Origin of the sequence: Pseudomonas sp. JDS28PS106 (genome assembly GCF_036706555.1) — a bacterium.
In the GTDB taxonomy this organism is placed as follows: Bacteria; Pseudomonadota; Gammaproteobacteria; order Pseudomonadales; family Pseudomonadaceae; genus Aquipseudomonas.
Window position 1 is genome coordinate 16,649 of record NZ_JBAJGT010000012.1, and the last position, 22,290, is coordinate 38,938.

At 55.8% G+C, this 22,290-nt stretch carries 18 protein-coding genes; 5 read left to right on the forward strand and 13 right to left on the reverse strand.

From position 1 onward, the window contains the following. Window positions 1–34 precede the first annotated feature (34 nt). Window positions 35–1,411 (forward strand): L-serine ammonia-lyase, encoded by a 1,377-nt coding sequence (locus TRP66_RS18270; protein WP_333405376.1) that lies wholly within the window; start codon window positions 35–37, stop codon window positions 1,409–1,411. A gap of 97 nt (window positions 1,412–1,508) precedes the next feature. Here TRP66_RS18270 and TRP66_RS18275 read toward each other — a convergent pair whose 3' ends face one another. The 3 genes from TRP66_RS18275 to TRP66_RS18285 are packed head-to-tail and all read right to left on the reverse strand — an operon-like array spanning window position 1,509 to window position 5,213. Beyond that, the gene (locus TRP66_RS18275) at window positions 1,509–2,666 is read right to left on the reverse strand and encodes a M20 aminoacylase family protein (RefSeq protein ID WP_333405378.1); all 1,158 of its coding nucleotides are present in this window, start codon (window positions 2,664–2,666) and stop codon (window positions 1,509–1,511) included. A gap of 4 nt (window positions 2,667–2,670) precedes the next feature. Next, the gene (locus tag TRP66_RS18280; RefSeq protein ID WP_333405380.1) at window positions 2,671–4,188 is read right to left on the reverse strand and encodes an aldehyde dehydrogenase family protein; all 1,518 of its coding nucleotides are present in this window, start codon (window positions 4,186–4,188) and stop codon (window positions 2,671–2,673) included. Further along, on the reverse strand, window positions 4,188–5,213 hold the full coding sequence (locus tag TRP66_RS18285) for an NAD(P)-dependent oxidoreductase (RefSeq protein ID WP_442965228.1): 1,026 nt from the start codon (window positions 5,211–5,213) through the stop codon (window positions 4,188–4,190). The genes TRP66_RS18280 and TRP66_RS18285 overlap by 1 nt, the downstream gene beginning before the upstream one ends. On the opposite strand from TRP66_RS18285, the gene TRP66_RS18290 reads away from it, so the two are divergent. Further along, on the forward strand, window positions 5,212–6,117 hold the full coding sequence (locus TRP66_RS18290; protein WP_333405383.1) for a LysR family transcriptional regulator: 906 nt from the start codon (window positions 5,212–5,214) through the stop codon (window positions 6,115–6,117). The two genes, TRP66_RS18285 and TRP66_RS18290, sit on opposite strands and share 2 nt — an antisense overlap. A gap of 47 nt (window positions 6,118–6,164) precedes the next feature. Here TRP66_RS18290 and TRP66_RS18295 read toward each other — a convergent pair whose 3' ends face one another. Further along, window positions 6,165–6,686 (reverse strand): YciE/YciF ferroxidase family protein, encoded by a 522-nt coding sequence (locus TRP66_RS18295; RefSeq protein WP_333405385.1) that lies wholly within the window; start codon window positions 6,684–6,686, stop codon window positions 6,165–6,167. A 251-nt stretch (window positions 6,687–6,937) separates the two neighbouring features. Here TRP66_RS18295 and TRP66_RS18300 point away from each other — a divergent pair, with 251 nt between their 5' ends. Further along, entirely contained in the window at window positions 6,938–8,161 is a 1,224-nt protein-coding gene (locus tag TRP66_RS18300; protein ID WP_333405388.1) for a zinc-dependent alcohol dehydrogenase, read from the forward strand. 18 nt (window positions 8,162–8,179) lie between these two features. After that, the gene (locus TRP66_RS18305; protein ID WP_333405390.1) at window positions 8,180–8,404 is read left to right on the forward strand and encodes a PLD nuclease N-terminal domain-containing protein; all 225 of its coding nucleotides are present in this window, start codon (window positions 8,180–8,182) and stop codon (window positions 8,402–8,404) included. Between the two features lie 80 nt (window positions 8,405–8,484). Here TRP66_RS18305 and TRP66_RS18310 read toward each other — a convergent pair whose 3' ends face one another. The 5 genes from TRP66_RS18310 to TRP66_RS18330 all read right to left on the reverse strand — a co-directional run bounded on the left by TRP66_RS18310 (window position 8,485) and on the right by TRP66_RS18330 (window position 13,148). Beyond that, entirely contained in the window at window positions 8,485–9,807 is a 1,323-nt protein-coding gene (locus TRP66_RS18310) for an APC family permease (protein ID WP_333405392.1), read from the reverse strand. Between the two features lie 276 nt (window positions 9,808–10,083). Continuing rightward, on the reverse strand, window positions 10,084–10,257 hold the full coding sequence (locus tag TRP66_RS18315) for a general stress protein (protein WP_333405394.1): 174 nt from the start codon (window positions 10,255–10,257) through the stop codon (window positions 10,084–10,086). A 167-nt stretch (window positions 10,258–10,424) separates the two neighbouring features. Further along, window positions 10,425–10,655, reverse strand: a complete 231-nt coding sequence (locus TRP66_RS18320) for a DUF2934 domain-containing protein (protein ID WP_333405396.1) — start codon at window positions 10,653–10,655, stop codon at window positions 10,425–10,427. 32 nt (window positions 10,656–10,687) lie between these two features. After that, window positions 10,688–11,698, reverse strand: a complete 1,011-nt coding sequence (locus tag TRP66_RS18325; protein WP_333405399.1) for an SDR family NAD(P)-dependent oxidoreductase — start codon at window positions 11,696–11,698, stop codon at window positions 10,688–10,690. Between the two features lie 121 nt (window positions 11,699–11,819). Further along, on the reverse strand, window positions 11,820–13,148 hold the full coding sequence (locus TRP66_RS18330) for an MFS transporter (protein WP_333405400.1): 1,329 nt from the start codon (window positions 13,146–13,148) through the stop codon (window positions 11,820–11,822). A gap of 335 nt (window positions 13,149–13,483) precedes the next feature. On the opposite strand from TRP66_RS18330, the gene proC reads away from it, so the two are divergent. Next, window positions 13,484–14,272 (forward strand): pyrroline-5-carboxylate reductase, encoded by a 789-nt coding sequence (proC, locus tag TRP66_RS18335; protein ID WP_333405402.1) that lies wholly within the window; start codon window positions 13,484–13,486, stop codon window positions 14,270–14,272. A gap of 480 nt (window positions 14,273–14,752) precedes the next feature. On the opposite strand, the gene TRP66_RS18340 is transcribed toward proC, so the two are convergent. The 4 genes from TRP66_RS18340 to TRP66_RS18355 all read right to left on the reverse strand — a co-directional run bounded on the left by TRP66_RS18340 (window position 14,753) and on the right by TRP66_RS18355 (window position 21,768). Further along, window positions 14,753–15,406 carry a hypothetical protein gene (locus tag TRP66_RS18340; protein WP_333405404.1) on the reverse strand — a complete coding sequence of 218 codons (654 nt, stop codon included), beginning with the start codon at window positions 15,404–15,406 and terminating at the stop codon, window positions 14,753–14,755. Then, on the reverse strand, window positions 15,393–18,701 hold the full coding sequence (locus TRP66_RS18345) for a hypothetical protein (RefSeq protein ID WP_333405406.1): 3,309 nt from the start codon (window positions 18,699–18,701) through the stop codon (window positions 15,393–15,395). The genes TRP66_RS18340 and TRP66_RS18345 overlap by 14 nt, the downstream gene beginning before the upstream one ends. A 19-nt stretch (window positions 18,702–18,720) precedes the next feature. Beyond that, window positions 18,721–20,130: a tyrosine-type recombinase/integrase gene (locus TRP66_RS18350; protein WP_333405408.1), complete on the reverse strand. Its 1,410-nt coding sequence runs from the start codon at window positions 20,128–20,130 to the stop codon at window positions 18,721–18,723. A 375-nt stretch (window positions 20,131–20,505) separates the two neighbouring features. Then, window positions 20,506–21,768 carry a DUF4427 domain-containing protein gene (locus TRP66_RS18355; protein ID WP_333405410.1) on the reverse strand — a complete coding sequence of 421 codons (1,263 nt, stop codon included), beginning with the start codon at window positions 21,766–21,768 and terminating at the stop codon, window positions 20,506–20,508. Between the last annotated feature and the right edge of the window lie 522 nt (window positions 21,769–22,290).

Genomic DNA, 22,290 nt, shown 5'->3' on the forward strand with positions numbered 1-22,290 from the left:
CCCTGTGCATCATCTCACTTGAAGGACCTCCGTGATGGCCATCAGCGTCTTCGACATGTTCAAAATCGGCATCGGCCCGTCCAGCTCCCACACCGTGGGACCGATGCGGGCCGGTGTGCTGTTCGTGACCGACCTGCGCGATCAAGGCAGGTTGCATAGCGTAGAACGGATCGAGGTTCGATTGTACGGCTCTCTCTCCGCCACCGGCATCGGCCACGGCAGCGACCGCGCGACCGTCATGGGCCTGATGGGCGAATGGCCGGATCGCATCGACCCGGCGCAGGTCAATCCGCGCATCGACGCGCTGCGGGCGGACGGCAAACTGGCACTGGCCGGTGAGCACGGAGTGAATTTTGTCTGGGACCGCGACATGTGTCTGCTGGACGAAAGCCTGCCTTATCATCCCAACGGCATGACCCTGTGCGCCTATGGCCAATCCGGCGAGCTGTATGAACAGACCTACTATTCGGTCGGCGGCGGCTTCGTGGTCGACGCAGCCCAGGCGGCCAGCGGCGTTCTGGACAATGACGAGACGGTCCTGCCCTACGACTTCTCCAGCGGCGCCCAGTTGCTCAGGCTGTGCAAAACCCACGGCCTGAGCATCTCGGGGCTGATGATGGCCAATGAAAAGGCCTGGCGCACCGAAGAAGAAATCCGCGAGAAGATTCTGGTGATCTGGGACGCCATGCGCGCTTGCGTCGCCAAGGGCCTGACCGAAACCGGAACCTTGCCCGGTGGACTGAACGTACGCCGCCGCGCGTTCCGCCTGCATCAGAACTTGCAGAACCTCGACAACCCCAACGTGATCGGCTCAACCCTGAGCGCAATGGAATGGGTCAACCTGTTCGCCCTTGCCGTCAACGAAGAAAATGCCGCCGGCGGACGCATGGTGACCGCGCCTACCAACGGTGCCGCAGGCATTGTGCCGGCGGTGCTGCATTACTTCATGAAATTCAACCCGGCCGCGAACGACGATGACGTGGTGCGGTTTTTCCTGAGCGCGGCGGCGGTCGGCATTCTGTGCAAGAAGAATGCGTCGATATCCGGGGCCGAGGTGGGCTGTCAGGGTGAAGTCGGCTCGGCCTGCGCCATGGCGGCCGCGGGGCTGGCCGAGATTATCGGCGCGACGCCGGAGCAGGTGGAAAACGCGGCGGAGATCGGTCTGGAACATAACCTGGGCCTGACCTGCGACCCCGTCGGCGGGCTGGTTCAGGTGCCGTGCATCGAACGCAACGCGATTGCCGCAGTGAAAGCCATCAACGCAGCGCAAATGGCCCTGCGCGGCGACGGCGAGCACTTCATTTCCCTCGACCACGCCATCCGCACCATGCGCGATACCGGCGCGGACATGCATGACAAATACAAGGAAACCTCGCGTGGCGGGCTGGCGGTGAATCTGGTGGAGTGCTGATCGCCAGCGCCACATCGCTATCGCTATCGCTATCGCTATCGCCAGCAAGCTGGCTCCTACAGATTGATGTGGGAGCCAGATTGGTGGCGATGAGGCGTCAACTCACCGGCAAACACTGCTCCACCAACGATGTCCACACCGCGACGCCCGGCTCGATGACCTGGTCGTTGAAGTCGTAGTACGGGTTATGCAGCGGCGCTGAAGGGTTCTGGCCGTCGACGCCCATCCAGATGTAAGCGCCCGGACAGGCGTGCAGCATGAAGGCGAAGTCCTCGGAAGCCATGGACGGGTTGCAGCCCCACTGCACGTTGGCCTCGCCCACTGCCGCCTCGGCCGCGCGGCGAACGGTCGCCGCAGCCTCGACGTTGTTTTCGGTGACCGGATAACCCACGTTGTAGACCAGCTCGCCACTCACGCCGAAGGCTGTCGGCAGGCGCTCGACGAACTCGCCCAGCAACTGCTGGACCTTGGCCCGCACCGGGGTCTGCAGACAGCGCACGGTGCCGCGCAGGACCGCGGTTTCCGGCAGCACGTTGATGGCTTCCCCGGCATTGAACTGGGTCACGCTGACCACCGCCGAGTCCAGTGGCGATAGGCGCCGGGAGACGATGGTCTGCAAACCCAGCACCAGTTCGGCACCGGCCACGATCGGGTCGAATCCCCGGTCCGGCATGGCGGCATGGCTGCCCTTGCCGGTCAGGACGATTTCAAAGGTATCCAGCGAGGCCATCATCGGCCCCGGATTGATCACCACTTTGCCGGCGGGAACGCCCGGCCAGTTGTGCAGCCCGTAGATCGCCTCCATCGGAAAACGCTCGAACAGGCCGTCTTCGATCATCCGCTGTGCGCCCCCCAGGTTCTCCTCGGCAGGCTGGAACACGAAATGAACGGTGCCGCGAAAGCGCCGCGTTTCGGCCAGATGCCGGGCGGTCGCCAGCAGGATCGCTGTGTGTCCGTCATGCCCGCAGGCATGCATGCAGCCCTGATGCGCGGACTTGTGCGGGCTGTCGCCCAGTTCCTGGATGGGCAAGGCGTCCATGTCGGCACGGATGCCGATGGTCGGCCCCTCGCCTGTGCGCAAGGTGCCGACGACACCGGTGCCACCGAGGCCGCGATGGACCTCGATGCCGAAGCTCGCCAGCAGGCTCGCCACTTTGTCGGAGGTCTGCTGCTCCTTGAAGCCCAGCTCAGGCGCGGCATGGATCGTGCGGCGCCAGACGGTGGCTTCTTCGATCAGCGTTCGGGAAATCGTCATGTGCTTACTCCAGGCTCGCGCCGTAGCCAAAGCTGGCTGCCGGCTTGGCAGCGGTTTCCACCCAGACGCTCTTCACTTCGCTGTATTCGCGCAATGCGTCCAGGCCCGAGGAACGACCATAGCCGCTCTCGCCATATCCGCCAAACGGCGAGCTGACGTGAATGGTCTTGTAGCCGTTGACCCAGAAGGTCCCAGCGCGCACTTGCGCGGCAACGCGATGGGCGCGCCCGACGTCACGGGTCCAGACCGCGCCGGCCAGGCCGAAACGGCTGTCGTTGGCAATACGGATCGCGTCCTCTTCGTCCTTGAACGGAATCGCCACCACCACCGGGCCGAAGATTTCTTCCTGGGCGCAGTACAGAGCGTTGTGACCGGCGAGGACGGTTGGATTGACGTAGTAGCCGGGCTTCTCCGGAACCGGATCTGCATTGTCGCCCACCAGACGAGCGCCCTCTTTCAGCGCGCCTTCGACCATGGTTTTCACATGCTTGTACTGCTTGGCATTGTTGATCGGGCCGATCTGGGTTTCCGGATCGCTCGGATCGCCGACCTTGAACTGCGTCGCCGCTTCAGCCAGCGCCTTGGTGAATTTCTCGAACACCGATTCCTGTACCAGCAGACGCGAACCCGATACGCAGCTCTGCCCCGCGCCGGAAAAGATCGCCGCTTGAGCGCCACGCAGGGCGACTTCCAGATCGGCGTCTTCGAACACAATGTTGGCCGACTTGCCACCCAATTCCAGCACTGCCGGAATGCAGCGTTGAGCAGCAGCCACCGCGATATGGCGGCCGGTTGCCGGCGAGCCCACGAACACCACTTTGCGGATATCGGCTTTGGCGATGAAGGCCTGGCCAATGCTGTGCCCGAACCCGGCCACAATGTTGACCAGCCCTTTCGGCGCGCCGGCACGCTCCACCAGCACGCCAAGGACCAACGAGCTGAGCGGGGTCAGCTCCGAAGGTTTGAGGATCACTGCGTTCCCGGCGGCGATGGCCGGGGCGATCTGCCAGCCGGCGGTGAAGATCGGCGCGTTCCAGGGGGTGATCTGCAACACGGTGCCCAGCGGTTCGTAGGTCACGTAGTTGAGGTGGGACGTCGGCACCGGAATCACTTCGCCATGCAGCTTGTCGGCCCAGCCGGCGTAGTACTCGAACATCTCGGCGACTTTGAGCACTTCCACCCGCGCGTCGCGGATCGGCTTGTTGGCGGTCAGGGATTCGATCTGCGCCAGGTTTTCCAGCTCTTCGCGAACCAGCGCGCCGACCTGATACATGGCGCGGCCACGGGCCTGAGCGGTCAGTGCCCACCATTGGCGCTGAGCCGCTTTGGCAGCCTTGTCGGCCAAATCGACCAGCGCCTCGTCGGCGTCGGGAAAGCTGAACAGCACGCTGTCGTCATGTGCGTTGCGGACTTCGACGGGCGCGCCGTGGCCTTCGACGAATTCGCCGCCGACAAAACTGGCAACCAAGCTGCGGTCGCCCCAATACGGACGCATCAATTCAACGATTCTTGCAGTGCTCATCACTTGTTCTCCACGCCGTAAAGTTTGGCATCGGTACGCTGCACGATTGCGCAGAAATCTTCGTTATCGGCCAGGGTTTCGGCGCTGGCCTTCCAGAGCTTCGCCACCAGCTGCGACAGCGGCAGGTCCATGTCCAGGCTGTCGGCCAGGTCGCTGGCCAGGCCGACGTCCTTGCGCATCAGGCCCATGGTGAAGCCCGAGTCGTAGGCTTTGTTCAGAACCCAGGTGGGAAACATCACCTGAGTGGCGCCGCTGCGACCGGAACCGGCGTTCAAACCTTCCAGCAGCTTGGCCGGGTCGACGCCGGCCCTGGCCGCCATCGCGACCGCTTCGGCGGTGCTGATCAAATGGCAGGCGGCAAGCATGTTGTTGGCGATCTTGGCAACGTTGCCAGCGCCGCAACGCCCGACGTGCACGCGGGTGCCGCTCATGCCTTCGAGTACCGGCATGGCGCGGGCAAGGTCCGCATCCTCGGCACCGATGACCATGGACATGGTGCCGGTCGCCGCGCCCTTGGGGCCGCCGGACACAGGAGCGTCGATAAAGGCAACGCCGGTCTTGAGCAATTGCGCGGCAACATGACGGCTCATTTCAGGCGTCGAGGTCGTGGTATCGACCACGACCAGCCCCTTGCGCCCCAGGTCGCTGATACCGCCTTCATCCAGGCAGACCGCCTCGACATGTTCGGCCTTGGGCAGCGACAGGATCAGAATGTCGACGCTCTGGATCAACTGGCCCCGATCGGCCACCGGCTTGACGCCTTTGCTTTGCGCCTGTTCCAGCGCGGCCGGCGACAGGTCGAAGCCGCTGACGTCGAATCCTTTGCCTGCCAGGGTCGCGGCCATGCCGCCTCCCATATTGCCCAGCCCGATCACACCTACTTTCACGTTCATGTCGTTTATCCCGGTCAGAGGTCTGGCACGCCTGCCAATGGTTGTGGACCGAGTATGGACAGCGCTCTTCCCCCTCAGCAATAATCCCGAAATTGAATTTCCGTTGCTTAAATCGCAACACAGAGAACTTATGACTGTGGTTCAGGATCGTCGAATTCTTTATTTCTACGAAGCCGTGCGGCTGGGCAGCGTGCGCGCCGCGGCCGATTTCCTGAACGTTGCGCCGTCGGCGGTCAGCCGCCAGATTGCGCAGCTCGAACAGGAGTTGGGCTCCCCGTTGCTGGAGCGGCATCGGCGCGGCGTCAAGCCGACCGAAGCGGGTGACAAGGTGCTGGTTTATTACCGTCAGCGCCTGACGCAACAGGAAGTCCTGCTCGACTCGATTCAATCGCTACGCGGTCTGCACAGCGGTTCAGTAACGTTGGTGTCGGGCGAGGGATTTCTGGAAAGTCTTGCGCAACCTCTGGCGCGTTTTTCCAGGCTGTATTCGAAAATCGAGCTGACGGTGAATGTCTGCGGCAGCAACGAGGTCATCCGCCAGGTGGTGGAAGACGAGGCGCATATCGGACTGGTGTTCAACCCGGCACCCGACCCCAAGATCCGCTCTCATGCGCGCCAGCGACAGCCGGTCTGCGTCATCACCGCACCGGAACACCCCTTGGCGAAAGAGAAAAGCCCTGTGCGGCTGGAGACGCTGGACAGCTACCAGCTCGCCTTGCCGGCGGTTTCCTATGGTATTCGCCAGATCCTGCTGCAAGCCGAGCACGAGCTGGGCGTCACCGTCAGGCCGACCCTGACCTGCAGCACCTTCGCGATGCTCAAGCATTTCGCCATGCAGGGCGGCGTGACGCTGCTGCCGACTTTTGTGGCCGAAGAAGAAATCAGGGCAGGACAGCTGGTGGCCTTGCCATTGCAGACTGATGTGTTCAGCAGTCCTCAGACCCATTTGATCAGCCGCGTGGGACGTCAATTGAGCGTGGGTGCGAATCGTCTGATGGGTATGCTCTTGCAGGACATGACGGCTTTTCGGAGCTGAAAGCAGGCAGGCGACTGTCCGAACGCGGCTGGCCGCCTGCCAGTGGTTTACTGCTCGTCTTCGTCAATCATTGTCGCGGCCTGATTGCCGCCCTGCTCAGCGATGACAGTGAGCTTTTCATCGGCGGCCTTTTCCTCGGCCAGCGTCTCGCCGAGCAACTGCGCCGCGTCCTCCATTCTCAAATGCTTTGCCATGGCGACCAGCGTTCCGTAGCCCGCGATCTCGTAGTGCTCGACCTTCTGGCATGCGGCAATCAGGCCGGCGTCCAGCACCGGCCCTTTCTCGATTTCATCCAGAAGCTCCTTGAACTCCTCGATCAATCCCTCCATCGCGATGCATTTCATTCGCTTGAGTTTTAGCTCGGATTCCTCGACCAGTTGGTCAATCCGCTCGATCTGACCGCGGGTTTCTTCGGCGTGAGCTTCGAAAGCCTCCGCCAGCGCGGGATTGGTGGCCGCCCGCGCCATCCTCGGCAACGCCTTGGTCAGCTGTTTCTCGGCACTGTAGATGTCCGAAAGCTCGTGAATAAACAGGTCGTCTATCGTCGTTCTGCCCGATTTCTTGCTCATGGGAAACCTCACTCAAGGTGGATTCAATTCAGAAACAGGCGCCGCTGACTCCGCACCCACAAGGATCGACTGGGGGCGTGTATCGCCGTTCCGATTCGTCGCCCGGCAGCCGACGAACAGCGACCTGCCATGAGAATGGGCTTAGTACCCGACCGTTAGTCAAAGGGTGCGCAAAACCGCTGAACCTACGGCTTCGTCGTCGTTCATCTAAGTAGACACGCCAGAATATCTGGCAGGACTGAGGAGTGATCATGAGAGCACTGACCTACCACGGCGCGCATAACGTCAAAGTCGACACCGTGCCGGACCCCGAGATTCAGGAAGCGGATGACATTATCCTGCGAGTCACCGCAACGGCCATCTGCGGTTCGGACCTCCACCTCTACCGGGGCAAGATTCCCACTGTCGAGCACGGCGACATCTTCGGCCATGAGTTCATGGGCATCGTCGAGGAAGCGGGCTCGGCGGTGACCGCCGTCAAACCGGGCGACCGGGTCGTTATTCCGTTCGTGATCGCCTGCGGCAGCTGCTTTTTCTGTCAGTCCGATCTGTTCGCCGCCTGCGAAACCACCAACACCGGCCGCGGCGCCATCATGAACAAGAAGTCGATTCCGCCAGGGGCCGCCCTGTTCGGCTTCAGCCATCTGTATGGCGGCGTTCCGGGCGGCCAGGCCGAGTATGTGCGGGTTCCGAAAGCCAATGTCGGTCCGTTCAAGGTGCCGGGCACCCTGTCTGACGATAAGGTCCTGTTCCTTTCGGACATTCTGCCCACCGCTTGGCAGGCAGTGACCAACGCCGGTATCGGCAAGGGTTCGAGCATCGCCATCTACGGCGCCGGGCCGGTCGGTCTGCTCAGTGCCGCCTGCGCAAGAATGCTGGGAGCGGAGCGGATCTTCATGGTCGATCACCATCCGTACCGGCTCGCCTATGCCCAGCGCACCTACGGCGTGATTCCGATCAACTTCGATGAAGACGACGATCCGGCCGACACCATCATCCGTCAGACGCCGGGCATGCGCGGCGTGGACGGTGTGGTGGACGCGGTAGGTTTCGAAGCGAAAGGCAGCACCACCGAAACCATCCTTGCCACCCTCAAACTCGAAGGCAGCAGCGGCAAGGCGCTGCGTCAGTGCATCGCGGCCGTACGTCGCGGCGGCGTGGTGAGCGTGCCAGGCGTGTATGCCGGCTTCATTCACGGCTTCATGTTCGGTGATGCATTCGACAAGGGCCTAACCTTCAAGATGGGCCAGACCCACGTGCAACGTTTCCTGCCCGAACTGCTCGAACATATCGAGACCGGTCGTCTGGAGCCAGAAGCGATCATCACGCACCGCATGTCCCTGGAGGACGCGGTGGCCGGATACAAGATCTTCGACAAGAAGGAAGAAGACTGCCGCAAAGTCATCCTGACGCCCGGCAGCAGCTCGATTCCGTTGCCGGTCACCGATCCGGTAGGCGGCATTCCAGCGGTATGACATAGACGGAGGTGTACGATGGACGCGTCAAACTGGTTCTGGATCGCTGCGGCGGTCATTGTCCTTGCACTGGATGCGTGGCTGATCAACAGTGTCTGGCGTTCGACGAAAAGCGGTGGCACCAAGATGGCCTGGACGATTCTGATCCTGGCACTGCCAATCGTCGGCGCTGCGATCTGGGGTGTCGGCGGACCGCGTGGTGTCGCCGAGGCGCCCACGTCCCCGGACCACAGCAAAGGCTGACAGACGTGACACGGGGGCGCTCGTCGCCCCCGTAGTTTTTCCCCTGCGCAAGCCGCAGCCTGCGCCCTTTCCAGTATCTCTCAGTGATTCAACGCGGCAGCCGGCTTGCCCATTCGGGTCAGGCCGTACAACACAACTCCCACCGCGATCAATGCACCGGCCCGCAGCCAGGTTTCGAGACTCTGCTGACTGAGCAATACCAGGCAGGACAGAATCGCCAGCACCGGCACCCAAGTTGGCACCCGGAAATGCTGCTCCTCGACCTTGTCACGACGTAACACCAGGACCGCAAGATTGGTGCTGATGAACACGAACAACAGCAATAGCACGACGGTCTCGGCCAACACCGCCAGCGTGCCGGTCAATGTCAGGGCGATCGCTACCAGCGTGGTACCGACAATCGCGACCCATGGCGTACGACGCTGGGGCAGTACGTTGCCCAGCACACCGGGCAGCAGGCCGTGATGCGCCATGCCGTAAGTCAGACGGCTGGCCATGATCATGGTCAACAACGCGCCGTTGGCCACCGCGATCAGCGCAATAAAGGCGAACAATTGAGGCGGTATACCCAGCCCCGACGCGCGTACCACTTCCAGCAGCGGCGCGCTTGAAGCGATCAGCCGATCCACCGGAAGCACCATCGCAGCTGCTCCCCCGACCGCCATGTAAATGATCCCTGCTACCAGCAAGGCGCCAAACAGGGCGCGGGGGTAGGTTCTGCGCACATCGCGAATTTCCTCGGCCAGGTTCGCGGAAGTTTCGAAACCGACGAACGAGTAGAACGCTATCAGCGCCGCGCCCAGTACCGCCACGGTCGGACTGACTCCCGGCTTGAATTCCAGCGCCCGGGCAGGGTTGGCCTCGCCCGAGCTGAAAAACCACAGAGCGGCGACCACTACCAGAATCAGGCCGGTCAGTTCGATGCAGGTCATGACCAGATTGGCGCCCAACGATTCCTTGATGCCCCGCGCATTGAGCAGGCCAATGACGATCAGGAACGCCAGGGCCGCGAGATGCGGCGATACGTCGACGAACGCCGCCAGGTAATCGCCGGCGAACGCCAGTGACAGTCCCGCGGCGCTGGTAACGCCCGCCGCCAGCATGCAGAAACCCACCAGAAAGGAAATCAACGGGGATTTGTAGGCCTTACCGGCGAACACCGCGGCGGCACCCGCATGAGGATACTTGGTCACCAGTTCGGCATAGGAACCTGCCGTGAGCAACGCGAAAAACAGCGCAATCAGCAACGGCACCCAGATCGCTCCACCGACTTCATCGGCGATCGTGCCCGCCAGCGCGTAAACGCCCGCGCCCAGCACGTCGCCAAGAATAAACAGGAACAACATGGGTCCGGTCACTGCGCGGCGCAGCGTCCGGTCGGGCTTTTCAGTCGAGGCATTCATCTGCGTGTTCCCTGTTCATGACACGCCAGCCCTACGCTGCTCGCGTCGCTGTATTGATCGAGTTCGATGAACAATGGGAATGAAACCGTCGCGGAAAGTTCACAGGCGCTTCGAGCGCAGCTGACCGGCCGCCTCGACCGCGCGCCGGACCAGACTCAAAGGAGAAAGCGATAGGGGTAGAGCGCTTGCCAAACCAGGCCGGTCCTGTCGGGAACGGCCTGGACAACCGGCGAGCGCCGGAAGGATGGCGTCTTGCATTACAGGTTATGGGGACACTCAGCTACGCTTGCCGTGGCTGCTCTGCCCGCCTTTCTTGCCTGCTTCTGAAGCTTTTTCCCGGTCGTTCGCAAAATTGCCTCCTGACGCCTGACCGCCCTTCTTGCCTGCTTCGGACGCTTTCTTGCGGTCATTGGCAAAGTTTCCAGGATTGGAGTTTCCGGTGCTAGCCATGATTCTCTTCCTCTAAGTAGTTTGCTCGCGTTACTCACGAATGTGAGTAACGCATATGACCCACTCGACGCCGGAAATTCAGGTATCGGACGCTAACCCGAGACGAACGGAAAACGGCCGACAAACGGACATCGGCGACGGTCTGTCCGAGCCACTTGCATCAGACGTCAGACGGCCGGCTTTTCCTGCGAGGCCGGCTCCATGGCCGGCTGATCGGCCCCACTCTGCAAGTCATCCTGGCCGGAATCGCCGCCGGTGTCGGCACCTGTCGGCCCTTCCTGCGCTTCGAGCAACGAGCGGGCGCGATGCCAGTAGGTTTCCGCGGGGCCATCCTCCGGACTGCCGGCCTGCTCCCAGAGTTCGTAAGCTTTTTCACGAATTTTCGATTCATCGGTCATTACGGCTCTCCTGTGATTTACGGGATTGAGGGTCAGCGCGCCGGTTGTGTCTGGTGTTCCATCCGTTCGCGGATCCCTCCGGAAACACCCTGGCCCTGCTCGACAGGCTGGTGCAGGTTGCCGGAAGTGCGCGCGGCGGGAGGATTCATCTTGACCTCCGCCTCATCGATGGCATGGGCGGTCAACCGTGCCGTCACGCCTGGAAACAGCCGGTGCGACCAGTACGCCAGCCCGGCCTTGTAGCCAACCTTGATTTCGTCCTCCGGCTCCAGCGTAGCCCGGACAATGGCATTCACCACCTTTTCCGGACCGTCCATCGTCGGCAACTGAGCAACGTGCCCCGTGTAATTACCCGCATGGTCCCAGAGCGGCGTATCGACGGCCCAGGGAAGCACGGTCACGACATGAATCGCGTCCTGCTCATCGAGACGCAATTCCTCGTTCAGCACCTTGCCCAGCATGATGACCCCGGCCTTGGAGGCCGAATAAGTCGCGTGATAAGTGTGTGGAATCTCGCCGTCCACAGAAGCTACGTTGATCAGCACGCCGCTGCCTTGGGAGCGGAATTGGCGTAACGCCAAGTGGCTGTTGGTCACGACGCCCTTGAGGTTGACGTCGAGCATGCGGTAGTGGTCTTCAAGGGGAATGTCCTCGAAACGTCCAATGGCGATAACGCCCGCGCTGTTGATCCAGCCGTCGATCTTGCCGAAGCGCGCCACCGTGGTCTGCGCCAGGTTCTTCATCTGATCGACCTGAGTAACGTCAGCGGTGACCACAAGCGCCTGCCCGCCCGAGGCCCGGATTTCCCGGGCCAGACTTTCCAGCGCCCCGGTGCGGCGCGCAACCACGACCACGGTCGCTCCTCCACGCCCCAACTCCAGCGCGACGCCCCGGCCGATACCGCTGGAAGCGCCGGTGACGATGAATATCTTGCCCGCCAGCCGGGCGCGCTCTTCGGTTCGCAGCTCACGGGTAGCGCAGCCGGACAGCACCAACAGCGCGGCCGGTATAAGCAGAAGCAGTGACCAGGCCCGGATCATCATGCGGTGACTCCCATAAAGTGATTTCTATGGTGACCGAGGCCTGAAATGGAAGTTGTGGAAGAAAGTTTCGGAACCGACAACTGGCTTGACGCGGGACCGGCTGCAGGTCCCGCTGAGAGGGTCAGGAAGATTTGACCGCGCTGGACGAGGTTTTGCCGGGGTCGTCATGTCCAGGCGACCGCACGGCCAATACGGCCACCAAAGAGATCAGCACGGTGCAAAGCAGATAAAGGGCTACCGGCTGCCAGCTCCCGTTATAGCGGCTGAGCAGGAACGTTGCGATCAATGGCGCCGTGCCGCCTGCGAGTGCTGCGCCCAGCTGGTAGCCCAATGTGATGCCCGTATAGCGCACGCGTGTGGAAAATATCTCCGAACTCATCGTGCCGAGCACCGCCGTTACCGGCGCCCACAGAATGCCGAAAGCGACTACGGTGGCGAGCATGAGCCCCCATGTGGTGCGCGTGTCGAGCAACATGAAATAAGGAACGATGAAAGCGGCGATCAGCAGAATGCCGCCAATGTACACGGTCCTGCGGCCTATTTTATCCGAAAGCCAGCCCATGATCGGGATCATCAGCGAAGCCACGGCCGCGCCGATCATCACCGCATTCAAGGTGCTGACCTTGTTATAGCCCAGGGTCGTCACTGCATAGCTGACCACGAACGTGGAGAATATATAGAACGGTGCGGTCTCGACGACCTTCAGTCCAGCCGCAATCAGCACTTCCCGCCAATGATCGCGCAGCGTCTCCACTAACGGCATTTTCGCCACGTTGCCTGTTTCCTTTGCCTTTTTGAAATCGGGAGTTTCATCCAGCCCGTGACGAATCCATAGCCCGAGAAACACGAGGCCTGCGCTGAGCACGAAAGGTACACGCCAGCCCCAGCTCAGGAATTGCTCCTCCGGCAACATGGCCATCAGGCTGACCGCCATCGTTGCCAAGAGCATTCCGACGGTTACGCCCACCTGCGGCACGCTGCCGAACAGACCTTTGCGTTTTGCCGGGGCATATTCGTAAGCCAACAACAATGCTCCGCCCCACTCGCCTCCGATACCCAGCCCTTGCACTACCCGCAGCAGAATCAGCAGCACAGGTGCCCATACGCCAATGTGCTCATAGGTTGGGAGACAGCCAATCAGCACTGTCGCCCCTCCCATCAATGACAGGGTGATTACCAGCGTTTTCTTGCGGCCTATGCGGTCCCCGATGTGCGCGAAAATTACCCCACCGATCGGTCGCACGAAAAACGTCAGGGAAAAGGACAGGTAGGCCAGGAGCAGCCCGACCACCGGATCGAAGTTGGGAAAAAACAGCTTGTTGAAAACCAGGGCGGCTGCGGTGCCGTAGAGAAAGTAGTCAAACCACTCGATCGAGCTGCCGGTAAGGCTTGCGATAAGCGCTCGACCGCGTCCTTGAGACGCAGGAGGCGTTGCACTGGATAGCGTCATTGATAACTCCGTTATTAATTTTATTTCTTCGGATTTGTGTGGCACTGCGCAGAGCAACCGGGTTGCACCGTTGCCGGTCGATCTTATTTAAGAGCCACCAAGAGGTGCAACCGGATTAATCGTTTAAGCAAATAATTATTTCAGTGTCTTGGCAAAACGCATCGTTTTGGCTCATAGAATCAGCGCTTTTCCCCGAAATAGTGCAAGAAAATCAGAACAGTACGCAGTTTTTCTTCAACCTTTCAGCTACTCTGCAATACGGTTGCACTTGGTTGCACCTCGCAGTCAGGCGCTGTCACATCAATAACAAAGACAAATCCACTGGGGAAATGACAATGAATGCTCTGTTCTTGGGATACGGTCGCATGGGCGGCGCGTTGGGGAGTGCATGGATGAACGCCGGGCTTATCGAACACTTATGTATTGTCGATCCGGGAATACCCCCGGATCACAAGGAAGGTCGCTATGAGCGGCTGAGTGACGCGCCGGATGAGCCCTTCGATCTGATTGTCCTGGCCGTAAAGCCGGGCTACGCCGTTGAAGCCTTGGCGGCGCTGAGCGACCGCCAGTGCAAGCGGGCAACTTTGATTTCCGTGGCCGCCGGCGTTACGCAAGCCACATTGAGCGCTGGTGTACGAAAACGATGCCCGGTTGTCCGAGCCATGCCTAACACACCTGTGTTCGTTGGCGCCGGTTGTACGGGCATGTATGCCGGAGACGAACTTAACGACGACCAGCGCAGACGGGTCAGCCAGCTATTTGAGGCGGTCGGGATGGCTTGCTGGGTAGACGCGCAAAGCCAGCTGGATGCGATTACGGCGATCAGCGGCAGCGGACCGGCTTATTACCATCTGTTCAGCGAAGCACTGGCGCAGGCCGGGGTTGAACTCGGTCTGGCGCCCGACCTTGCTCGAAGACTCGCAGCTCAGACAGCGCTGGGTGCGGCTACCCTGCAACAACAGCCAAAGGCGGATTTCGCGGCACTCCGCGAATCGGTCACCTCGCCAAACGGAACGACCGCCGCTGCTATCGAAGTATTCGAGGCAGACAGGAAACTGCGCAATCTGGTTGCCGACGCTACGTCCGCCGCGAACCGTCGCTCTGAAGAGCTTTCGAGAACCTGACCCATTCAAGCGACACCCGCGCGTCGGCAGCAGCCAGCTGACGCCGCGGGTGGCCGAGGGTTATCGAACAGGACAGCTCACAGAGAGATTCTGGCCAAACCAGTGCGGGAGGCTGCATGAGATGGCGTCCCAGGGCAGGTTCGAACCATTATCTGGGGCCACCAGAATCGCCCCCCCAGTCAAACGAAGGCAAGCCTCTGTTTTCCAAACAAAAATAAGAGGTGCTTCTGAGTTTCTCAAGAGGAACCGGTCTCCCATGGAAACCGCCTACGAGCAGCCAGACAGTACGCATAACCGGTTCTGCGTGAGTCTGCTGGGAGGTCGAGATCAACGGATCTATGCCACAGGGCACTACGCAGTAGGAGAGAAGTGTTAAGAATGAGACCAAAGAACCGCATTGGCGTTGAAGGCGTCGGCGTCGGCGTCGGCGTCGGCGTCGGCGTCGGCGTCACGATGATGTAGATTGGTTAATTACTGATGTCACTCCTTTATCTCCCGCTTTTTCCACTCCAAGTAGCCTTTAATTACGCTCATCGGTATTAGATTTCGCTGCAGCACATTATCAAGAATTACGCCACCAGCATCAATTTTCAAAAAAACGCCAAATTCACCAATCAAGGCGTCGATTGCAAAATACGCGTTGTACAGGTCATATTTAGCATAGTTCGAAGGAGCTTTCCCTTGACAATGCTCAAAACTTAGCAGGCGATCCTGCACCTCAATTAACTCAGATGATAAACGTGCACATTCGTTAGACAACTCAGAGCATTCTAATCTCAACTTAGCATCCGACCCATGCTTCTGCCGCCCCTTATTAATAATACTATCAGGATTATCTAAAATCCATTCATCAACAATGGCCGAATACGTTTTAGATTTGTAAAAACCGCTAACAACAACACGCACAGTTTTTTCTTCAAGCTCCAAACCACTACCAAGCAAGGCTTCGCGCAACGACAATTCCTCAGCTTCTTCAACGAACCTAGCAATATCTTGCAGCAGGTGCTTTTTGTACTTGAATATCCGCTTTTGTTCCTTCACCACCTGCAGTGCCAGCTTAACGAGTTTGGCACGACTCTCTACCTTTAGAATGTCCGACTGCCTTTTTTCACGGGCTCCTTTATGTATCTTCATTGTACCCCCTACCATTTAACCCTTTTGCTTCGGAGATAGATTTAAACCACTCTTCGTCCGAAATATTGAGCAGCCTAATTAGCTTATCTGTGTCGAGATCAAGCAGTGACACATCGTCACGAATCAAAGCGGCAAGTCGAACCTCAGGATTGATCGACACCGATTCAAACAAAGCCTCATACACTCTGCCCTTCTGTGCTAAAACTAGCCTAATGGCGCGATTCACTTTATCCCTGAAGTCGATAGACATTGTCGACGGATATTCAACAATCTCATCCAATCTACGCAAAAAATCCTCTGATGATCCTCTTTCAGTTACATGGCGGGTAACGACTGTTTTAACGACTTCCCTGTCACCCACTACATGAGTAAAACAACCCACCCCCTCACTCCGCTGAAAAATCAAAGAGTCAAGAGTTCTCTCTAAAAAATACCACGCTATGAGTTCTTCGCTTAGCGCCTGAAGTTCACTCTCCAGCAAGACTGACTCTTGGGAGGACAAACTAACTTTTTGTGCAGCGATTTTAATCTGAATGCGTTCAAAGTCTTCAGCCAACTGATGACGCTTAGCCGCCACTGCAAATATGGAATTAAGTGAGAATACCGCTAGTGGACACCAGGGGCATAACTTACGCCCTTTGAACTTCAACAAAATATGACCGGGACATACGAACCCCCGGACACAGATATGAGTAGAACACTGAACCAAATTGGCAGATTTTTCTTGTGCGATGATTTCAAATGCACCAGGCTCTTTTACATCGGGAGTTGCGTCATCAGAAAAGTTCAACAGCCCGTGACTACTGATCAGCTCACTAATATTTCCACTACCGCGACTGGATAGGAGAGCATCAAACTGCTGATCTACTTGCGGCCTTGAATTTACAGGCCTCTTGAGAGGTTCTTTATTGTTAACGACTCCGGCAAAACGACGCCTAAAATCGTCAGCACCCGTATCGTAATGCAGGACAGTCTTTACCGTTTGCCCTGTAGTTTTCGCGACATCCTCAGGACTAAGCCGTGACAACAACTGGGTTATATGGGTAACCCGCCCACCATGCGCAGTAACCTTAGACCTAAGGTTAATAGGGCAATATTCCAAGTTTCCAAAATCAGGATCTATACCTTTTGAAACCTTGACAATTGAGCTTTTTTCCCTCGCTACCTGCCACTGTTCCCAAGTGTAGTAGGTTGACTTTCGAGATTTCATTTCGCGTGGAGTCCCCATGTAAACGGCACATTCCACACTGCGATCAAAAAATTTCCTAGCCCAACTTTGAAAATCTAATTGTGAATACGTAATTACCTGAGTGTACACTTCATCCCTAATCGGCTCGCCGGTCATCTCATCATTACAAAATAGACAACTTATAGACCCCCATTTCGAGTGACGCAGACCATCATAAGGAAAGACCTTATCAAACCCAACTGCTGAAGTATTATGAAAAATCGCGTGACGCCACTCCGCTTGGGAATCTAACTTTTCTATTACTGAAAATCTGCAATGAACCGTAAATGGCGAATTTCGAATCTTGTCAGTATTGATATATAAATAAGACAAGCCGACCTGAGGATCTATTTGGCGATCCACATGATTTCCATAGCTCAAAGCTGATAACCACTGTAGATTTTGTCCCCTGACACCAGCTCTAACCAAACAATAAGGAAATACCGTCGTAGCAGGATTGTAGTAAAATCTACCTTTAATCTTTGTCAAAACTAGCGCTTTACGACTAATAGACAAAATAGGGTAAAGACCATCACTGAGATAGACAATAGGAATGTAGCCAACTTCATTAAAATCAATTAAACCCGATTCTTTAGAGCTATACCTGACGGCGAAACCACTGACATGTTCATCCAGAAAACTCGCGGCAGTTTCAATAGCATCAAGATATTTCATGTAACAGTCTTCATGGTCAGCAGTGAAAGCATGCTTTGGGGTTCTATCGCTCTTTTTCGCAGGGGGAAGCCACCAGATCGGTTGCGTCAGATTTTCGCAACCTTTAATATCAGAGCAAAAATCCATGAGATATATGAAGAATAGTCTTAAGTTATTGGCAAGGGAATAATAAAACTCGAAACCCAAGACATCCGAAAATTCCGAAAAGGAAAGAGGTCGAGCACCTGCAACATCAAGTTTAGGTTTGTAGTAGATTCGCCCGACGAATTTATTGGGAGTGCTTGGATAGACATACTCACTTTCAGGGTTCTGCTGAAACCACGCAGGCAAGTAAACAAACAGATAACAATTCATACGACCGAAAGCTGTATTCCACCCTTTGTCTTTTTCATATGACTCGGAGTCTAAATACTCTGCCTCCAGTTTACTCCATAATTTTACAGCCTCACCAATATTAACCCCAGCCCCAGCCCAGCATTTTACCACGTGCAATCTTTCGAGGCCGGGCCCGGAAAAACTAACAGCAGCAAGCTTCAACTCGTCCAATATATATTCAACGAGAGCTATGGGATCCGTAACACAGCTTATCACTGACTCTAGAACCCCCACGCCCTTTCTCCGGGCTAATCTAGAAATGGAATCCCCTGATTTCAACGGGGTACCGAGATCCCCGATGTCATCGAAGCTAAGAGGAAGCCGATCACCGAAGTGTTCTTTTAAGATCTTTGCAATTGCCTGCAATGGAAGCGGAGAGCTATCAATTGTTCCATACAAACTAAAGCTCCTCCACTGCAGGAGATCTTCTAAGGTGACATCTTCAGGCTTGTGCCAAGTAGAGGACAGCGATAGCTTGACGCCCATTTGAAAAGCTGTCCTGATTTTCCTTTCCACGGGATCATATATCAAATTACTTTTCGCGCCAGTAGACTTGGAGATATCTAACGCACGAAATGCCAAGATTACTTCTGTATAAACTGCCCTCTCCCCATTGAGATCGTCGAGCCATGGAAGCAACGGTCGTGTAAACTTGTAGGGTAAAAGTATACATCCCATATCATAAAGCAGTACCAGAAAGATTTTCATAAAAACCCAGAAAACATTGCGCGCTTGGGTTCCCACCCCACCAATGTGGCCAACACAATCTATTATCCGCATTTCAGACGTGCTAGGTGACGCGCTGCCACGCACCATTACCGCATGCACTAAATTAATAAGGAAACTATTTACAAAATGTTCAGATGGACGAAAACTTAGAAAGCACTTGAACAACGAATAATTACTACCCTTTTTTCCATCCGTGATTTTTTTTAACCGAACAAGCGCTTCACTGTAACATTCGAGTACCTGCCCTGCAGGAGTCAAAAACATCAATGTATCCGTGAGATTTATCATAAATACTCCGACATAGTCACTAGGCGACCGTTTCTTGTTCCTTAGCGATTTCTCGCTTGAGTGCTACAATCCTTCTCTCATGGAACCCCAAAAGCATTTCGTTCAAACTTCTGTTCTTATTCGATTTGAAATCTCGAAACGCCACGGCGAGCTTTTCATTTAGCAATTTCAAGCTTACTATGGCATAACGAGCAACACTCGCCACGTCGGCGTGCCCGGTCAGCGCCATAATCTCGTAATCCGTTAACCCGATTCCATCCGTATGTTCCACAAAGTTCTTCATGTAAAAGCAATAGCTATGCCTGAGACTGTGCAATTTAAGTTGATAGGGATCCGACCGAACCCCTAAAACCTTTTCTGCGGCGCGTGCAAATGGTTCGACAACTACACTCCCATAATCACAGAAGCAGAGCGGGTATCCATCTTGGGATTGGAATACAAACTCATGCAATGAGCCACCCTGATATTCATACTTTAGGTATAGCTCCAGCTGTTCAAAGAACATATCCCCATAGGGCTCTAAAAGCAGGGTATATTTTGTGGTTCTACCCTTCCATGCCAACTTATCCCTTTGGCTAACGCTAATCCCCTGATAAGCGCGATCAGCATCTTGGCGCTCAGTTGGGTTTACAGCGTATATCTGCCTTTTTCTAAAGTTTATGTCACACCATAACACCTGCAATGCCTCAGATGCTCTTAATGACGTAGCCGCGATCAAGGCCCATAACGCCGCATCACGATGCGACGTCGCGGAATTTATTAACTCGCCAATTCTATCAAGAGGGAATGCTTTTTCAATTTCATAGGGATCATCGTTCCTAGGTGTCTTTGGCAGATGCGCAAAGATGCGCATCCTTTCACTTTGGCTAGGTTTATTAGCTTGCCTGCCATACACTTTATCCAGCACTTTTAGCTCTTGCTCAGATCGAGGCAAACCGACAAGCCTCAATTCCCCAAGATGCCTTACCTCTTCATCTGGCGCATTGTTTCCGGGCAGCGCACTCGAATCCGCACCATATTCATTACAGGCTTTAATCAATTGTTGCACAGCAGCATGATGCACCTTAGAAGTTTTTACACTGAGCATCGGAGAAGGTCTTCGGCGCGCAATCGCTTGAACCATAGGAGACAATGAGTTAAGACCCTGGGTCAGATACGCATGATAATACCGAGCCAACAGAATGTAGCTATGCCTATCCACTACATCACATAACTGCAGCCCCACGTACAAGTAATCCAGAAAACTGGCCACCTTATACGAGTATGACCGCAGAGAATTGAATTTCCTTCCTAACAACACCACATACCACATAAAAACATCGAATGCCTGAGACCTCACCCACGCCCCCGTACTAATTTTCCATACGCACTTGAAACTATTGCGACCAAGGTAAACATCTTTCTTCACTTCATATTTTACGTTCGACATAGCAGCATACCCTTCTAGCTTTAACAGCAAAGTAATTTAGATATATCGAGACAAATTATTTCGTGGGCAGAATTCCCCTGCGACTCTAAAGACACATAAACTCCTCTTGGCTTATGCACACAACATCGAATCAAAGGTTGATCCAGGCATAAACTTACATTTAATAAGACAACCTGGCGCGCTTAAGTGAGGTGACATGTGAAAGCGCGGCTAGTCATACGTATGACTCGATGATCTCAGGAGCTTACCAACCCAAGTACCTGACTACTACTCGGAGGAGGGCAGAAATAAATAAAAATTTGCCGATGCTTAAGCGACACTACCCAGATACTGATGATTTACTTTGGGTAGGTAGCGGTCTTACAAGGAATAAACTTAGTCAGTTAATCCCAGTTCCTCATCTAACCCATCCGATTCGTCCGTGACCCGGTAAAACCCACTCCATGGATGACCGCAATAGCTTGGAAGATCATCGGGGAGCCAGGAGTCGCGCACGCTGAAATAAGAGCAAGCCACGCCGTGCTCTTGCTCTAGTTGCTTGCATAGCGTTTTGACGATCAGTCGCCGCTCGCGCAGATCGCGCCCACGGCCAAGTTCGTTCAACGTACCCAGATACCGACCAGACTTGTTCACAACCACCCGGCCACCCTTCAAAAGCGCCCGCACATAGGGGTGGGAGTTATCCTCGAAGTAAACCCAGCAGCCACCACGTTCTTGTGTCTCCTTTTTCAAGGATGAAGCCTCCAGAGCAGAAACGCGCTCCGTGAAATCTGCCACAGCGACGGCAGCAGCTTCATCGGAAACCGTCATGCAGGATTTGAAGTCAAAGCACGCCGCTCTCATCGAAGCCTCCTGCTGTGCCGCAGTGAGCCCGTCCAGTTCCGCCGGCAATCGCTCACATACCAGGAGATGGTCAAAGTGATCTACCGATACGAGCCGCTGGTCGATAAGGGACAAGATGTCGTACTGAAGCCTCAAGGCATCAGCCTCGGTGGCTACTACCACCCCGATTTGTGACCACTTCTTTTGGGTCAGATCTAGCCCCGGCAGCTTGTCTCCAAGGTGCCCTTCTCGCTCAATTTTCTCGATGGCGCGGCGATAATTCCGGGTATAAGGCCAGCGCCATTCCAATTCCGCCGTCTGATTACCGAAGATATCAAGCTGACCATCCACATATCGGTACTCGTTTTGCCACAGCTCGTCCTGGGTCACAGGCTCTGAAGGATGGTTTGCTTGAAGGGTCGCTCGGAGGTTTCCGCCCTGCACTACCTGCCTTGCACCAGCACGTTCCGCTGAAGATGCTGGGAACGTAACCGCGTATTGAGTAACTGCGCCAGTGGCTGCAGCCATACCATCTCGAACAGCGATTAAATCAGCGATGCTAAAACCTGAAAAACAAACAGCAGGATGGCGTCCTTGAATCGTCGCATTCCCATTCCTGACGCCGAAGGTGGCCCAGATGTGATGGAAGCGAATAGCAACCCTCAATAGGAACCGTCCAGGCCAGCAATCTTCAGCCCAACAGTTGAGAGCAAAACTCTCTGGTATGAAATTTGGCCGTGAGCCGCTAGTGAGATCGACATCTCGAAAATAATGTACGATTCGATTGGGCTGTTCGACATCAGTTCTCTGCGCCATAAGGGCCTCCTTTTTAGGACAAGCGGCCTTCGCCTCTTAATTAGAGGGTTTCGATGAGAGTTCTTTTGTATCCTTGTAGTGCATAAAAAAATAGACCAACCAAGCACTTCAGGCAAGTACCCATGCGCAAAAAAACATAAACTTCCCACACCAAAAAATAATTAAGCATTTATTGACTTATACATATAATAACAAAATAAAATCAAACAAATCACAATCATAAATAAATCAACAACGCGTAGAAAACCTTCTCAACGATCCTTCCACCAAACCAACAATACGCCTAAATAACAATACGCACTCACAATTACAAGCCCATATTTCCGCGCCAATAGCTCGCCTAGCTTTTCTATCTATATCAATGGCTTGGTAGCTGCCACCCCCACTTTGTGGGGCGGTGCTTATTCATCCAAGACGTCCTCGTGCAGCCCTTCCATACTTACATTAATTTTCCATTTTCACCGACCGACAAGCTAAACAGCACGACTCACAACGACAAGCGAAAGGTATGTATCAAACATT

Coding starts and splice junctions, on each gene's coding strand:
- TRP66_RS18305 (WP_333405390.1), top strand. CDS start 8,180: ATGGACGCGTCAAACTGGTTCTGGATCGCTGCGGCGGTCATTGTCCTT.
- TRP66_RS18340 (WP_333405404.1), bottom strand. CDS start 15,406: ATGAAGATACATAAAGGAGCCCGTGAAAAAAGGCAGTCGGACATTCTA.
- TRP66_RS18270 (WP_333405376.1), top strand. CDS start 35: ATGGCCATCAGCGTCTTCGACATGTTCAAAATCGGCATCGGCCCGTCC.
- TRP66_RS18330 (WP_333405400.1), bottom strand. CDS start 13,148: ATGACGCTATCCAGTGCAACGCCTCCTGCGTCTCAAGGACGCGGTCGA.
- TRP66_RS18290 (WP_333405383.1), top strand. CDS start 5,212: ATGACTGTGGTTCAGGATCGTCGAATTCTTTATTTCTACGAAGCCGTG.
- proC (WP_333405402.1), top strand. CDS start 13,484: ATGAATGCTCTGTTCTTGGGATACGGTCGCATGGGCGGCGCGTTGGGG.
- TRP66_RS18350 (WP_333405408.1), bottom strand. CDS start 20,130: ATGTCGAACGTAAAATATGAAGTGAAGAAAGATGTTTACCTTGGTCGC.
- TRP66_RS18355 (WP_333405410.1), bottom strand. CDS start 21,768: ATGGCGCAGAGAACTGATGTCGAACAGCCCAATCGAATCGTACATTAT.
- TRP66_RS18275 (WP_333405378.1), bottom strand. CDS start 2,666: ATGACGATTTCCCGAACGCTGATCGAAGAAGCCACCGTCTGGCGCCGC.
- TRP66_RS18315 (WP_333405394.1), bottom strand. CDS start 10,257: ATGGCTAGCACCGGAAACTCCAATCCTGGAAACTTTGCCAATGACCGC.
- TRP66_RS18295 (WP_333405385.1), bottom strand. CDS start 6,686: ATGAGCAAGAAATCGGGCAGAACGACGATAGACGACCTGTTTATTCAC.
- TRP66_RS18345 (WP_333405406.1), bottom strand. CDS start 18,701: ATGATAAATCTCACGGATACATTGATGTTTTTGACTCCTGCAGGGCAG.
- TRP66_RS18300 (WP_333405388.1), top strand. CDS start 6,938: ATGAGAGCACTGACCTACCACGGCGCGCATAACGTCAAAGTCGACACC.
- TRP66_RS18320 (WP_333405396.1), bottom strand. CDS start 10,655: ATGACCGATGAATCGAAAATTCGTGAAAAAGCTTACGAACTCTGGGAG.
- TRP66_RS18310 (WP_333405392.1), bottom strand. CDS start 9,807: ATGAATGCCTCGACTGAAAAGCCCGACCGGACGCTGCGCCGCGCAGTG.
- TRP66_RS18325 (WP_333405399.1), bottom strand. CDS start 11,698: ATGATGATCCGGGCCTGGTCACTGCTTCTGCTTATACCGGCCGCGCTG.
- TRP66_RS18280 (WP_333405380.1), bottom strand. CDS start 4,188: ATGAGCACTGCAAGAATCGTTGAATTGATGCGTCCGTATTGGGGCGAC.